Annotated in this window: 14 protein-coding genes and 2 pseudogenes; 12 read left to right on the top strand and 4 right to left on the bottom strand. The window is 47.3% G+C overall.

Going from position 1 to position 13,575, the window contains the following annotated elements:
• Positions 1-19 precede the first annotated feature (19 nt).
• Complete coding sequence (locus MHI30_RS19525) at positions 20-1,282, bottom strand: OFA family MFS transporter (protein ID WP_065644477.1); 1,263 nt, start codon at positions 1,280-1,282, stop codon at positions 20-22.
• Between the two features lie 266 nt (positions 1,283-1,548).
• Between MHI30_RS19525 and fdhD the strand changes: the two genes are divergently transcribed.
• From fdhD to MHI30_RS19510, 3 genes are all read left to right on the top strand, one after another.
• Entirely contained in the window at positions 1,549-2,340 is a 792-nt protein-coding gene (fdhD, locus tag MHI30_RS19520; protein ID WP_075751566.1) for a formate dehydrogenase accessory sulfurtransferase FdhD, read from the top strand.
• Between the two features lie 14 nt (positions 2,341-2,354).
• Entirely contained in the window at positions 2,355-3,380 is a 1,026-nt protein-coding gene (gene moaA / locus MHI30_RS19515; RefSeq protein ID WP_218640662.1) for a GTP 3',8-cyclase MoaA, read from the top strand.
• A 150-nt stretch (positions 3,381-3,530) separates the two neighbouring features.
• Complete coding sequence (locus MHI30_RS19510; RefSeq protein WP_075751565.1) at positions 3,531-4,010, top strand: hypothetical protein; 480 nt, start codon at positions 3,531-3,533, stop codon at positions 4,008-4,010.
• A gap of 38 nt (positions 4,011-4,048) precedes the next feature.
• On the opposite strand, the gene MHI30_RS19505 is transcribed toward MHI30_RS19510, so the two are convergent.
• A complete protein-coding gene (locus tag MHI30_RS19505) occupies positions 4,049-4,432 on the bottom strand; it encodes a PH domain-containing protein (RefSeq protein WP_234025515.1) in 384 nt (127 codons plus the stop codon).
• A 175-nt stretch (positions 4,433-4,607) separates the two neighbouring features.
• On the opposite strand from MHI30_RS19505, the gene MHI30_RS19500 reads away from it, so the two are divergent.
• Positions 4,608-5,009 carry an Rrf2 family transcriptional regulator gene (locus MHI30_RS19500; protein ID WP_020453242.1) on the top strand — a complete coding sequence of 134 codons (402 nt, stop codon included), beginning with the start codon at positions 4,608-4,610 and terminating at the stop codon, positions 5,007-5,009.
• A 69-nt stretch (positions 5,010-5,078) separates the two neighbouring features.
• Positions 5,079-5,224, top strand: a pseudogene (locus MHI30_RS19495) (SOS response-associated peptidase family protein); the annotation flags it as partial.
• Between the two features lie 88 nt (positions 5,225-5,312).
• On the opposite strand, the gene MHI30_RS19490 reads toward MHI30_RS19495, so the two are convergent.
• Complete coding sequence (locus tag MHI30_RS19490) at positions 5,313-5,825, bottom strand: GNAT family protein (RefSeq protein ID WP_020453241.1); 513 nt, start codon at positions 5,823-5,825, stop codon at positions 5,313-5,315.
• A gap of 208 nt (positions 5,826-6,033) precedes the next feature.
• Between MHI30_RS19490 and MHI30_RS19485 the strand changes: the two are divergent.
• Positions 6,034-6,237, top strand: a pseudogene (locus MHI30_RS19485) (NAD(P)-dependent oxidoreductase); the annotation flags it as partial.
• Between the two features lie 43 nt (positions 6,238-6,280).
• On the opposite strand, the gene MHI30_RS19480 reads toward MHI30_RS19485, so the two are convergent.
• The gene (locus tag MHI30_RS19480) at positions 6,281-6,667 is read right to left on the bottom strand and encodes a DUF5362 family protein (RefSeq protein ID WP_228119653.1); all 387 of its coding nucleotides are present in this window, start codon (positions 6,665-6,667) and stop codon (positions 6,281-6,283) included.
• 333 nt (positions 6,668-7,000) lie between these two features.
• Between MHI30_RS19480 and MHI30_RS19475 the strand changes: the two genes are divergently transcribed.
• From MHI30_RS19475 to MHI30_RS19450, 6 genes are all read left to right on the top strand, one after another.
• The gene (locus MHI30_RS19475) at positions 7,001-8,596 is read left to right on the top strand and encodes an AraC family transcriptional regulator (protein WP_075751564.1); all 1,596 of its coding nucleotides are present in this window, start codon (positions 7,001-7,003) and stop codon (positions 8,594-8,596) included.
• A 91-nt stretch (positions 8,597-8,687) separates the two neighbouring features.
• Positions 8,688-9,644, top strand: a complete 957-nt coding sequence (locus tag MHI30_RS19470) for an iron-hydroxamate ABC transporter substrate-binding protein (RefSeq protein ID WP_020453238.1) — start codon at positions 8,688-8,690, stop codon at positions 9,642-9,644.
• Positions 9,645-9,661: 17 nt separating this feature from the next.
• A complete protein-coding gene (locus MHI30_RS19465; RefSeq protein WP_075751563.1) occupies positions 9,662-10,666 on the top strand; it encodes an iron ABC transporter permease in 1,005 nt (334 codons plus the stop codon).
• Positions 10,659-11,678 carry an iron ABC transporter permease gene (locus MHI30_RS19460; protein ID WP_075751562.1) on the top strand — a complete coding sequence of 340 codons (1,020 nt, stop codon included), beginning with the start codon at positions 10,659-10,661 and terminating at the stop codon, positions 11,676-11,678. Before MHI30_RS19465 ends, MHI30_RS19460 begins: the two co-directional genes overlap by 8 nt.
• A gap of 40 nt (positions 11,679-11,718) precedes the next feature.
• On the top strand, positions 11,719-12,567 hold the full coding sequence (locus MHI30_RS19455) for an alpha/beta hydrolase (protein ID WP_075751561.1): 849 nt from the start codon (positions 11,719-11,721) through the stop codon (positions 12,565-12,567).
• 220 nt (positions 12,568-12,787) lie between these two features.
• A complete protein-coding gene (locus MHI30_RS19450; RefSeq protein WP_075751560.1) occupies positions 12,788-13,555 on the top strand; it encodes a 2,3-dihydro-2,3-dihydroxybenzoate dehydrogenase in 768 nt (255 codons plus the stop codon).
• The last annotated feature ends 20 nt before the right edge of the window (positions 13,556-13,575 follow it).

Raw genomic sequence — 13,575 nt, 5'->3', positions numbered from 1 at the left:
TCCAGCGGATACTGCCGGATCATCCTTTTATCGAGTTTGAGACATGAACCGCCGCTTTTTTCCGCAACTGTTTAATGTCGGTTCTAATGAAGATCGAAATGAACAGGCCGATGGCGAACAGTGCTGCGAAAACCGTCAGGCTCTGGCTGTAGCTTCCTGTTGCATCACGCACCCAAGAAGAGAACATCGGGCCCGCAAGTCCTGCCGCCGCCCATGCCGTTAAAATGTATCCGTGGATTGCACCGAGCTGCTTTGTTCCGAACAAATCCCCGATATAAGCCGGAATTGCGGCAAATCCTCCTCCATAGCACGTATAGATCAATGCCATTAAAACAGAGAAGACGGCCTTGTCGGAAATAAACGGCAAAAGCGGAAAGGCGATCAGCTGTACAGCGAAAAAGACGGTATACGTATTCGGCCGGCCGATGTAATCAGATGCAGAGGCCCAGCCGATCCGCCCTAAACCGTTAAATGCGCCCAAAACGCCGACGAGAGCGGCAGCAGCGGCGGCGGACATGCCCGCACTTTCCTGCGCCAGCGGTGAAGCGATGGATATGATGGCGATTCCGCACGTAACATTAATAAAAAGCATCAGCCATAAATAATAAAAGCGTTTCGTTTTAATGGCTTCATTTGCCGTCAGCTGGGAAATATCGGCGCTTTGCGCCTTTCCGTTTTTTCCGGTTGAAAATCCTTCAGGCTTCCAGCCGTCTTCCGGCGGAGCGAGGTAAAGCGAAGACAGCATCATCACAAGAAAGTAGCAGATGCCGAGAATAAAAAAGGTATTGGCTATACCGACCGCTGAGATCAGCTTCTGCATGATCGGGCTGCTGATCAAGGCCGCAAATCCGAATCCCATAATGGCAAGCCCTGTAGCCAAGCCGCGGCGGTCAGGAAACCATTTAACAAGCGAAGATACGGGCGTAATATAGCCGACGCCAAGTCCGATTCCTCCGAAGACGCCGTAAAACAAATAAAGCAGGGGAAGGGAGCCGATCTGAACGGCGAAGCCGGAAAACGTCACGCCAGCTCCGAAGAAAAGAGCGGCGAGCATGCCTGCTTTTTTGGGTCCGTGCTTTTCGACGAAGTGGCCCAAAAATGCAGCTGAAAGACCGAGAAATAAAATAGCGATGCTGAACGTCAGGCTGATCTGGCTGAGGCTCCAGCCGAAGGTTTCAGCGAGCGGGTTTGTAAAGACGCTCCATGCGTATACAGACCCGATAGACAAATGAATGCCTACAGCACATAAAGCGATGAGCCACCTGTTTTTCACTTTTTTCATTCGAGAACCTCCTGTGGAAAAGAAAGGCTTGTCATAAAGACAGAAGGCTGCCGGGGAGCGATTATTTGAAAGCGGTTTCCGGGGTTGCTGCGAAGAAAGGCAGTCTGTTTGAAAAGTGTATATTTTTTGAACTTTTAAAAAATAATATCATGTTTTCAAGCTATCAACAAGATGAAGCTTCCAAATTTGACCTGACGGTTGTGAAACGGCATGATAGACGAGTATAGTAATAGATATGATAAGAAACAAAGGGGCGGGGTTTATTCATGGGGAAAAACATCACAACAAGCCGAAACATTTTCCGTTATGATAATGGAGAGATGACACAGCAAGAAGATCAGATGGCAACGGAATTCCCCCTGACTGTCATGGTGAACGGTGAGGAATTTGTCACGCTTGTTTGTTCGCCGGACAGCCTGGAAGAACTGGTGATCGGATTTCTCGCATCTGAAGGTGTGATCCGATTTAAAAATGAGATTAAAAGGTTTACAATAGATGAAAGTCTCGGATTCGTATATGTCGATCTTGTCAGCTCAAAAAAGCTGGTGCTGAAGGATTACACGAAGCGGGTGATCGGCTCCTGCTGCGGAAAAGGGCGGCATTTTTATTTCCAGCAGGACGTCAAAACCGCAAAAACGGCGATTGACGGCGTGACCATTACGCCTGAGAACTGTTTGGCGCTGATGCACGACATGCAGAAAAGCAGCAAGCTTTTTCGCCATACGGGGGGCGTTCATAATGCCGCTTTGTGCAGCACTGACAATCTGATTGCAGTCAGGTCTGATATCGGAAGACATAATGCGCTTGATAAATTGTACGGATATTGTCTGCTTCACCAGATTCCTGTGCGCGACAAGCTGATCGTGTTCAGCGGCAGAATTTCTTCGGAAGTGCTGCTCAAAGCCGCAAAAATCGGGGTTTCCGCGGTCATTTCCAAGTCGGCGCCGACCGAGCTGGCCATTCAAATGGCGGAGGAGCTGAATATCATGACGATTGGTTTTGCGAGAAACCGGTCATTCAATGTATATACGCATCACGAGCGAATTCAGTTAACATAAAGGAGGCAACAGGCGTGAACACCAACAGTGAACAAGTTTTGGATCAGAAAAGCCGGCCGCTTCGGGATTTAAGAATTTCTGTCACCGACCGCTGCAACTTAAGATGTACGTATTGCATGCCTGCCGAAATCTTTGGACAGGATTATCCGTTTTTGCCAAAAGGCGAACTGTTGTCCTTTGAAGAGCTTGAACGATTGGCCAAGCTGTTTGTTCATCAGTTCGGGGTGGAAAAAATCCGCCTCACCGGCGGCGAGCCGCTGATGAGAAAAGATATGCCGGAATTAGTCGGGAAGCTTGCGGAGATCAAAGGGATTCGCGATATTGCGATGACGACGAACGGCGTTCTGCTGCCGGTTTACGCTGACAAGCTGAAAAAAGCGGGGCTGAAACGGGTCACGGTCAGCCTGGATTCCCTGGATGACGAGCGTTTCAAAGCGATCAACGGCAGAGGCGTCTCCGTCAGCAAGGTGCTGGCCGGAATTGAAGCGGCGAAAGAGGCCGGACTCGGCGTCAAGATCAACATGGTCGTCCAAAAAGGGGTCAATGAAAAGGATATTTTGCCGATGGCCCGCTATTTTAAAGAAAAAGGCCATATTTTGCGGTTTATTGAGTTTATGGATGTCGGGAACACAAATGAATGGAACCGTCAGTCAGTGGTGACAAAAGCGGATATCATCCGGATCATCAATGAAGACATGCCGGTTGAACCGATCGACCCGAACTACAAAGGAGAAGTCGCCAAACGGTACGGATACCTGGACGGTTCAGGAGAAATCGGTTTTATCTCTTCTGTATCAGATGCTTTTTGCAGCACGTGCAACAGAGCAAGACTATCGGCGAAAGGCGAGCTTTTCACATGTCTTTTCGCATCGAGCGGGTTTGATTTAAGAACCCTGATCAGAAGCGGGCAGACCGACCAGGAGCTGGCAAAGGCGATCGGCACCGTCTGGCGGAATCGCGATGACCAGTATTCGCTCGACCGCGCTCTTGCAAAAGCGGCTCCGCGGAAAAAGGTTGAAATGTCCTATATAGGAGGATAATTGACTGCTTTGGAGAAAGCCGTCCATTGAAAAGATGGGCGGTTTTTTCATGCTTCGGAGACCGGATTGATTTGCATATTGACAGGTTTGATACGGGGGAAAAGCGGAAATTTTTTAAAAAACATGGGCTGAAACAGAAAGGATGATTGAATGTTCGGAATGCAGGATATTGTCAAATTCTTCTGGTGGTTCTTGATCGTTTTTCCCGCCGTGTCGGTGCTTCATGTCTTGGGCCACAGCGTCATGGCGGTGTTGTTCGGCGGAAAATCTTCGCTTGAAATCGGGATGGGCAAAAAATTGCTGAAATTCGGCCCCGTGCAAATCAGAAGTGTTTACTTTATGGATTCCTTTTGCAAATACGGGGATCTGAAATACGATAACCGTTTTACGAATGCGATGATTTATGCCGGCGGATCGCTGTTTAATTTAGCGTCTATTTTTATTGTCAATCTGCTGATTATCAAAGACATCATACCCGAAAATATTTTTTTCTACCAGTTTGTTTATTTTTCAACCTATTATGTATTTTTTGCTTTGATTCCCGTGAGATATTCCGAAAATCATCTTTCTGATGGAATGGCAATTTATAAAGTGCTGAGATATGGGGAGAAGTACGAGATTAATAATTGAGTATGCCGGCTGCGGGCACATCCCGGAGCCGGCGATTTTCAGACATGCATGATGTCTTCAGGCAGTTTCCTTAGCTTTCGAACGGATTCGATGAATGTTTCCAAAGGATCGCAGCCGCTAAAATATTGAAATGCTTCCCGATCCCCGTTGTTCATCACGACGAGGTGATCGCCTCCTGTTATCAGCCCTTTTTCGCGGCGGAACGAGGAGATGGTATCATAGCGGATGTCAAGGTGAAAAGGGGCGCCAAACAGAGAAGAATAAAACATGAGCCGCCTGTCAGTGGCCGCAAGCACGCCTCTGTAAGGAGTGTAACGTGCAGACAGTCTCGCGTTATACGCGCAAAGAATAATAGATCTGATTTCTTCATTCGGCTCAAGCCGGACATCCAAAGCTGCTTTTCCTTCTGCTATCTCTTTCATTGAAAAACACTCCTTTCATCAATCAATACGAAAGACCCTGTGAAAAAGTTCCAAAGTGAGACATGAGGGCGGGTTGAAAAAAATTTTATTTATTCTTACGATCATTAAGGATATGATAAGAGTTGACAAAAAACTTATCCTGTAACTATAATAATTACATCGGTGGTGAAAACTTATGGTGAACACCCGTCTTTCAGTGGCCATTCATATTTTATCTTTAATCGCCGCAAACCCGCGGGAATCTTCGGAAATGATCGCCGGGAGCGTCAATACGAACCCGGTTGTGATCAGGCGCATGATCAGCCAGCTCAAAAAAGGCGGTATTTTGACGTCGCGGCCGGGAGTGGCCGGGGCAACCCTGAAACGAGATCCTGAAGATATATCTCTGCTGGATATTTACCGCGCGGTTCAGCCGCAAGAGGAATTGTTTGCGATTCATGACAAGCCGAATCCAAACTGTCCGGTTGGAAGACAAATTCAAACAACGCTTGACCAAACGTTTCACAGCGTTCAGCAGGCGATGGAGAACGAATTGGCCAGCAAGTCTCTTAAAGACGTCTTAACTCATCTCTTTTAAATAAGAGATGATGTTTCATCATCAACATGTAACTGTTTTTGTTACAAATGAGGAAATATTATCGGTGACACATGCACAATCATCACAGCAAAGCCTTATGAGCTTATGGTGGACATTCATGATCGTATGCGGTTTTCCTTACTGATGAGAATGAAAAGGGAAGGCTCACCCTTAAAACTGAATATCTACAAAGCTTGCTGCAGCCATATGATGCTAGCATATCGCTTGATATATCACCTTCGCTTAGCTGCTATGTTCTAGGTCGTCGGTGATATTTTGTTGTATCCCCAATTCAGGCATCGTTCAATTCCACTCTTCCTTTAAAATAGCGTAATAATATTCATCCCACCATTCATTGCCTTTGGGAATACATTTTTTAAAGAAGCCTTCTCTTCTCATTCCAATCTTCTCCATAACTCGGTATGATGGAATATTCTCAGGTTGACATGTAGCTATAATCCTATGTAAGTTCATTTCTTTAAATCCATATTTCAAGATCGCTTGTGCTGCTTCAGAAGCATACCCTTTATTTTGATATTTAGGATGAAACACCCACCCGATCTCATATGTATGTTCACCAAAATACTTATGAAAAACAATATGGCCTATAAGTAAATCTTCATCCATTAGTATGACAGGGAATTTTTCAGCGTTATTCCCTTTGTTTTTATTTACAAATGCCTTTGCATCTTCTTCAGTAAAAACGCCTTCCGGTATATACTTCATCACATTAATATCTGATGTATACTCATATACAGCTTGCCAATCTTTGAATTCAAATTCACGTATCAATAACCTTTCTGTTGTGATATGCATGAAATGAACCTCCCATCAAAAAAACTTCTGCTTATCTTTATTTCGATATGAAGACAACAATAACCTCTTTAAAGACGATCCTTATTCAACAATCTGGCAGAAAACAAGTACCTCAGCCTGTATCTTCATGCAGACTTTTATATATGCTTTTAATTGGTCTCATCATAATCCTTGTTCTCATGTACTAATCGTTTAATTTTCCGATGTTTTTTCGTTCATCAGCCCGGCGGCATTTTTCGACCCGGAAGGAAAGAGAACAGGTTCATCTTAAAAAGGTCAGGAAAACTTGATCGCAAATACCGCCGGAGAAAGCTGCATCAGCTATGCTGACTATGCCATTGCAGCGGGGGACGAAGCTGAAAAAGGCGAGCACATCAATGAGCGTTTCACCGTTGGCGGAGAAGCCGAATAATAAAAGCCTGTCTCGGTCAATTCCCGAGACAGGCTTTTGATCATCATTCGTAATAATAAGGATCGTATCCGCTGTGTAAATCGGTAAGAATACCTAAAAAGATCAGGAAGAAAAAGGCGACTATGCATAAAATGAAGATCACAATATTGGATAATAAGAAGAAAAATTGCCATTTCATAAACTTCACATAGTTATCAAGCAAGGCTTCATGCGGTTCTTGCGGCATGTCATCACTCATTTTCTGAGCGGCGTTTGCCGATTTTATAAGGTAGATCCCCGAAAAAATCATCAGCACACCTGGAGCGGCTCCGATGATAAGCAAAGAAATTCCGAAGAAGGCATAGATGCCTCCGCCGATAATCATAAAAACGCCGGTTATTTTTCCCCATTTTGCAATCGCATCGAGCGATTTTTTCATGCTGGCTGTCATTTCCAAAATAAGAAGTCACGCCTTCCCTGTAAATATAGTAATTTCTCTATAGTTATACACTAAGCAAAAAGATATTGAAATGATAAGTATTGATTTTTTATTATATTTTAAAGTGCACATTGGGCAGATGGCCGCACTGACAACATGATTCCCCAATAAAAGCGACTGTGTTATAGTAAATCGTAAGAAGCATATCAGCTATAAGTGATGTGAAATGCACCTTGCAAACTGGTATTTTGTGCCGGACCAGAACCCCGCAACCAATTTACCATATTGTTTTAGGGGCATTTTTATTTTTGTGATATTACTGGTGTTAAGAAAGGCGGTTTTTCTATGAAATCTTCTTATTTCTATCGTCTCTTGCAAGTCGATCATATAAGAAAGCCCGGCGATCTTCCGGATGAACAGCAGCTTGCAGACTCTTTCGTTTTGATCTTTCACTTGAAGGGTGAAGGGAGAATCGATATACAGGCATCAGGCAGGCCGCTTCAAAAAGAAACGCTGTATATTGTTCCGCCTTATGAAACGTTCGGAATCACAGCTTCGTCAGCTGAAATCAGCGGGTATCTCATCAGGCTGCAGCCCTACAGCTATGACGACCGCCGCCTGACGCTTGAAGCAGACACCGACCCTGACGCTTTTTCCGACCTTCAGATGATGAATGTCCATTCTGTCGGAAATCTGGCCTCCCGTCTTCAGGAACTTTCCGCCTTATGGCCGGCTTCTTCAGCGCTCCAGGAGCTGAAATGCCAAGCAGACCTGCAGCAGCTTTTGTACGATATCTATTCGGCTAAACTGACTCATCCCGAAAACACCGCATCAGCCATAGGAAAAACAAAGGAGTATATTGAAGAGCATTCAGATGCACACCTGACGCTTGATCAACTCGCGCAAATGGCTGGAATCAGCGCGAAGCATTACAGCGAAACGTTCAAAAAGCTGTACGGTCGAAGCGTGACAGAGTTTATCACTGAGACGCGGATGACGAAAGCGAAGCAGCTGATGGCGAAAGCAAGCTACAAGCTGAGGGAAATCTCAAGCCAAATCGGGTATCAGGATGAATTTTATTTCAGCAGGACATTTAAGAAGCATACCGGTTTATCCCCGACCGTTTATATGAAAAAAAGGCGCAGGAAACTGGCGGCCTACGGCCAGAATACGATCGGACAGCTGATACCGCTTCACCTTATTCCTTACGCCGCTTCCCTGCATCCGAAGTGGACATCGTATTACTATAAGCATTACGCGGCAGATATTCCGGTCCATCTTAGCGCTTACCGCTTTCACGAGCCGTGGGAAGAAAACCTGCGGACATTGTCATCGGCTGCCCCTGAGCTCATTATCAGCATGGACAGCGTGTCTCACAAGGAACGGGAACAACTCCAGTCGATCGCCGATGTCTTCTTTTTGCCTTCACAGGAACAATGGAGGAAGCATTTTATGCTGACCGCATCCCATTTGGATGAAGAAGCAGAGGCTCAGAAATGGCTGCTGTCTTACCAGCGTCTCACAGAGACCGCGAAAGAAACGCTTTATCCGATCTGCGGACGCCGAAGCTTTTTGTTTTTGCGCCTGCATAAACACGAGATTTATCTGGCGCATAACCGCTCTGTTCAAGATGTATTTTTCGGCGACCTTGGCTTTGAACCGGCTGTATCGCTGGAAGAACCGATTGACCGGTCCGTCTCTATCGAAACGATCGCGGCATATCAGCCGGATATCATCATGATTTTCATTTTTAAAGAGCCCGAGACGCTGGCATTCTACCGGGAGCTGCAGCAGTCGGCTGCATGGCAGGATTTGAAAGCTGTGCGGCATCACCGGGTGTATCAGGTGAATTCGGATCCTTGGCGGGAATATTCCGCATGCAGCCATAAACGAATCATTCGCCAGGCGGTCCGGCTGCTGTCCGGAAAAAATCCATTTTAATTGCCGGATATTATCCATGGTGTTCTCGAAGAGGCAACCCTATAATTTTAATTGATAATAGTTATCAATTAAATCAGGGGGTCTCAATCAGATGAGAAAGATATCAATATTTTTATTTATTCTCCTTCTCGCGTTTGGTGCAGCGGGATGCGGGAACAGCAAAGAAAAGGCGGGCGGCGATGGCAAGAGCTCAGCGTCAGCTGAGAAAAGCATCGAGTACCTCGATCATACATACAAGGTGAAGACCCCGGCCGAACAAATCGTCATTACGGGAAGCGTGGAATCGATGGAAGATGCCAAGCTTTTGGATGTTCACCCGGCCGGTGCCATTTCCTTCTCCGGAAAGTTCCCGGACCTGTTCAAGAGCATTACTGACAAAGCAGCTGCCGTCGGCGAAAAAACAGAACCGAACCTGGAGAAAATTCTTGAGCTTAAACCGGATGTCATCCTGGCTTCAACGAAATTTCCGGAAAAAGTGGTGAAAAAACTGGATAACATCGCGACCACGATTCCTGTTTCCCACGTTTCTTCAAATTGGAAAGACAATTTAAAGCTGCTGGCTGAACTGACAGGCAAAGAAGACAAAGCGAAGCAGATTATTTCGGATTATGAAGCAGACCTTAAGGAAGCAAAAACAAAGCTTGAGAAAACGGCAAAAGATACAAAAGCGCTCGTTGTCAGAATCAGACAAGGCAATGTCTTTATCTATCCGGAAGACGTATTCTTCAATTCCACATTATACGGCGAGCTGGGCTTCACAGCTCCAAAAGAAGTCAAGGCGGCAAAAGCCCAGGAGTTAGTATCTTTAGAAAAACTGAGCGAAATGAATCCGGACTATATGTTTGTTCAATTCTCTGACGATGAGAATGCTGACAAGCCGAATGCGCTGAAAGATCTAGAGAATAATCCAATTTGGAAAAGCATTTCTGCAGTGAAAAATGACCATGTATTTGTCAATGCTGTAGATCCGCTTGCGCAGGGCGGCACGGCATGGAGCAAGGTTGAATTTTTAAAGGCTGCAGCTGAGAAATTGGCGCAGAACAAATAGAAAAGGTTTCTTGAACGATGCATTCAAAGCATATGACCCGCATCATTATGATCTCTGCTCCGTTTGCCATACTGCTGTCCGTTTTTCTGTCGGTATGTTACGGTGCAAAACAGCTTGAGCCCGAAGTGATTTTTTCGGCGCTGCTGCATTTTGATCCGGGCAACACAGATCATCAAATCATTTGGCATTCCCGACTTCCGCGCGCTGCCGGCGCTCTTTTAATCGGAGCGGCGCTGGCGGTGTCCGGCGCGCTTATGCAGGGCATCACCCGAAATTATTTAGCTTCCCCGTCGATTATGGGTGTTTCCGACGGATCAGCATTCGTGATCACGCTGCTGATGGTGTTGATTCCGGGTTCGACCTCCCTGGAGATGATGGGCTATTCGTTTATCGGATCAGCCGTTGGCGCCGGCCTCGTCTTCGGCCTCGCCTCGGTGATTCCAAACGGTTTTATGCCGGTTCAGCTTGCCATCATCGGGACGGTCACAAGCATGCTGCTCAGCAGTCTGTCAGCGGCGATGTCGATTTACTTTCAAATTTCCCAGGACGTCAGCTTCTGGTACAGCGCCAGGCTGCATCAATTGAATCCCGAGCTGCTGAAGTATGCTGTGCCGTTTTTTGTGATCGGCATCATTCTGGCGCTCTCTCTCAGCAAAAAAGTGACAGCTTTATCATTGGGAGATGACATTTCCGAAAGCCTCGGCCAGAAAAAACAGGCCGTCAAATGGACAGCGATGGCAGCGGTCGTCGTTCTGACAGGCTGCTCCGTCGCCATGGCGGGAAAAATTGCTTTTGTCGGACTGATTGTACCGCATATTACGCGTTTTCTCGTCGGGGCGGATTACAGCCGGATGATTCCATGCTCCTGCGTTCTCGGCGGCATTTTTTTGACGCTGGCCGATCTTCTCAGCCGGCTGCTCAACTATCCGTTTGAGACACCGATTGAAGTCGTCACTTCGGTGATCGGCGTTCCTTTCTTCCTTTATTTGATCAAAAGAAAAGGGGGGGAGCAGCGTGCCTAAAAAGGTTGCAGTCATCTATGCTGTTTTTATTGTGCTGATTCTCACAATCTGTTATCTCAGCATAACAGTAGGATCGTTTGCCGCACATCCGGCTGAGCTGTTATCAACATTGCTTCACATCAACCCGAATGAGCAATACGCCATTCTTCTGTTTGAGCTGCGTCTTCCAAGGATTGTGACGGCAGCACTCGTGGGCCTTGGGCTCGGCATTGCCGGTTCCGTTATCCAGGCGATGACAAGGAACGGACTGGCTGACCCGGGAATTCTGGGGATTAATGCCGGTGCAGGTGCGGCAATCGTCGGCTACATGCTGATCTTTCAAGGCCAGACTGAAACGACAAGCCTGCTCGCTGCAATGGGGATGCCATTCTTCGGCTTGATCGGGGGCATTTTGGCGGCGATATTCATTTTTATGTTTGCCTGGCATGGCGGCAACTTGGATTCGGGCAGGATTATTCTCGTTGGAATCGCGATTAATTCGGGTTTCAGCGCTATTTCGCTGTACCTGTCATTGAAGATGAATCCGAATGACCACGAAATGGCCATGGTTTGGAAAAACGGAAGTATCTGGTCGGCGAATTGGACGTATATTCAAGCGGCACTGCCGTGGCTGCTGCTTCTCATTCCATTCCTGCTGACAAAGTCCGGCCTGCTCGATACCATTCGCTTTCATGAAGATACGGTGAAGAGTCTCGGCGTATCCGCCAATGTTGAAAAAGTCGTGCTGCTGACGGCTTGTGTCGGCATCATCAGCGCCTGTGTGGCTATCTCGGGGAGCATGGCATTTGTCGGCCTGATTGCTCCGCACATCTCGCGGAGGCTCGTCGGCGTTCTGCACCGCCACTCATTGCTGTTAAGCGGATTGATCGGGATGTTTCTCGTATTGTGCGCCGATTTTGCCGGAAAGCTGTTGTTCCAGCCGTCCGAAGTGCCGGCGGGTATCATCCTCGCCATTTTCGGTGTGCCTTACTTCTTATTTTTACTGTTTAAACAAAAAAAGACGGTTCATTAGACTGTTTTTAGCTCAATCAAAGAGGGGAAGGGAGAATCACATGGCTCAAGAAAAACTTCAGCAGTCTGTCAATGCTGCTGAATGTATTCCGGTGGCGATACCGGGGACAGAACAGCGGTGCATGCGTTCACCGGATGGGAGCCGCACATACCGGATTTTTATTGCGAAACCATTTGGGGAACCGCCGCCCGCAGGATATCCCGTGATTTATCTGCTTGACGCCAATTCCGTGTTTGGAACAATGGTGGAGGCATTGCGGATGCAGTCGCGTCGTCCCGATAAAACCGGCGTCGTGCCGGCCGTTATCGTCGGCATCGGCTATGAAACCGACGCTCCCTTTGACCGGGGGCGGTATTACGATTTTACTCTGCCGGATTCGGGCGCCGAGCTGCCCAGGAGACCCGATGGAGCGGACTGGCCGGAGCCGGGCGGGGCGAAAGCTTTTCTGTCCTTCATCGAACAGCAGTTAAAGCCGGAAATCGAACAGGAATTCACGATTGATGTGAAAAGGCAGGCAATTTTCGGTCATTCCCTTGGCGGACTTTTTGTTCTGCAGACCCTGTTTACAAAACCGGCCCTGTTTCAGACATATATCGCCGGAAGTCCGTCCATCCATTGGCATCCGTCCTTTTTTGATGAAGAGCATGACTTTATTTCGAAGCTGCAGGAAGCGGATGACGATGTAAAGGTATTGCTCGGGGCCGGAGAGCTTGAAAAGACGCATAAAAGCGGGATGAACGACAATGCAAAAAGGCTGGCCGCCCGCTTGGCCGCCTTGGAAAAGCAGGGGATTCGCGCGGAGTACCATGAATTTAAAGGGGAAGGTCATATATCGGTTCTGCCTGTGTTAATCAGCAGAGCGCTCCAGTTTGCCTTCAAGCCTGATTGACAGCGGGGCGCTTCCGGCGCCCCGAGCTTTAAGAAAAGATAAGAATGATAACAGATAATATACCATGAGCATTGATACGGATAAACAATCGAAAACGATTTGACCGTTTGCATTTATTGGTATATTATATTTTTAAACGATAATGATTATCATTATCAATTAAGAATTTAGCTGGCAGTGACTCTTTAAGACTTGGGAGCTGCCATTTTTAAGAAAGGAAATGATAAGAGTGAAAGGCAAGGTTGCTTTGGTGACTGGGGCTTCGCAAGGAATCGGTAAAGAAGTGGCTCTGTCGCTTGCTGAACGCGGGGTGTTTGTTGCCGCAGCTGATCAAAATCGAAAAGGGCTGCTTGAACTTGAACGAAAAGATCTGCAGTGTTCCGGTTTTGCCGCGGATGTGGGCGACAGTGCCGCCGTCGAGCAGCTTGTGGACCATGTTGAACGCGAGATCGGTCCGATAGACATGCTTGTCAATGTAGCCGGCGTGCTCAGAACGGGTTTGATCCATTCATTGAGTGATGAAGATTGGGAAAAGACGTTCAGCGTCAACTCCACCGGAGTTTTTAACGTATCACGTGCCGTCGCCCGCCGTATGATTCCGCGCAGAACTGGAGCGATCGTCACTGTCGGATCAAATGCGGCGGCAGTGCCGCGGATGCATATGGCTGCCTACGCGGCCTCTAAGGCGGCCGCTTTAATGTTTACGAAATGTCTCGGTCTTGAACTTGCCGAGCACAACATCCGCTGCAATATCGTATCGCCCGGATCAACCGATACGCCGATGCAGCGGTCGCTATGGCAGGGTGAGGAAGCTGCGCAAGGCGTAATTGAAGGATCACTTGAAACATTCAAAACGGGAATCCCGCTCGGGAAATTGGCTTCGCCGGCTGATATTGCAGATGCTGTAGCATTTTTGCTGTCTGACGGGGCTCGCCATATTACGATGCACGATTTGCGCGTCGATGGCGGGGCAACGCTTGGAGCCTGATTCAATCTAAAGGAGGTTTT

Origin of the sequence: Bacillus sp. FSL L8-0528, from assembly GCF_038593085.1 — a bacterium.
Lineage (GTDB): Bacteria > Bacillota > Bacilli > Bacillales > Bacillaceae > Bacillus > Bacillus paralicheniformis.
The sequence above is the reverse complement of the archived record's forward strand: the minus strand, read 5'-3'. Positions and strand labels throughout refer to the sequence as shown.

Coding starts and splice junctions, on each gene's coding strand:
- MHI30_RS19525 (WP_065644477.1), bottom strand. CDS start 1,282: ATGAAAAAAGTGAAAAACAGGTGGCTCATCGCTTTATGTGCTGTAGGC.
- fdhD (WP_075751566.1), top strand. CDS start 1,549: ATGGGGAAAAACATCACAACAAGCCGAAACATTTTCCGTTATGATAAT.
- MHI30_RS19510 (WP_075751565.1), top strand. CDS start 3,531: ATGTTCGGAATGCAGGATATTGTCAAATTCTTCTGGTGGTTCTTGATC.
- MHI30_RS19505 (WP_234025515.1), bottom strand. CDS start 4,432: ATGAAAGAGATAGCAGAAGGAAAAGCAGCTTTGGATGTCCGGCTTGAG.
- MHI30_RS19500 (WP_020453242.1), top strand. CDS start 4,608: ATGGTGAACACCCGTCTTTCAGTGGCCATTCATATTTTATCTTTAATC.
- MHI30_RS19490 (WP_020453241.1), bottom strand. CDS start 5,825: ATGCATATCACAACAGAAAGGTTATTGATACGTGAATTTGAATTCAAA.
- MHI30_RS19480 (WP_228119653.1), bottom strand. CDS start 6,667: ATGACAGCCAGCATGAAAAAATCGCTCGATGCGATTGCAAAATGGGGA.
- MHI30_RS19475 (WP_075751564.1), top strand. CDS start 7,001: ATGAAATCTTCTTATTTCTATCGTCTCTTGCAAGTCGATCATATAAGA.
- MHI30_RS19470 (WP_020453238.1), top strand. CDS start 8,688: ATGAGAAAGATATCAATATTTTTATTTATTCTCCTTCTCGCGTTTGGT.
- MHI30_RS19465 (WP_075751563.1), top strand. CDS start 9,662: ATGCATTCAAAGCATATGACCCGCATCATTATGATCTCTGCTCCGTTT.
- MHI30_RS19455 (WP_075751561.1), top strand. CDS start 11,719: ATGGCTCAAGAAAAACTTCAGCAGTCTGTCAATGCTGCTGAATGTATT.
- MHI30_RS19450 (WP_075751560.1), top strand. CDS start 12,788: ATGATAAGAGTGAAAGGCAAGGTTGCTTTGGTGACTGGGGCTTCGCAA.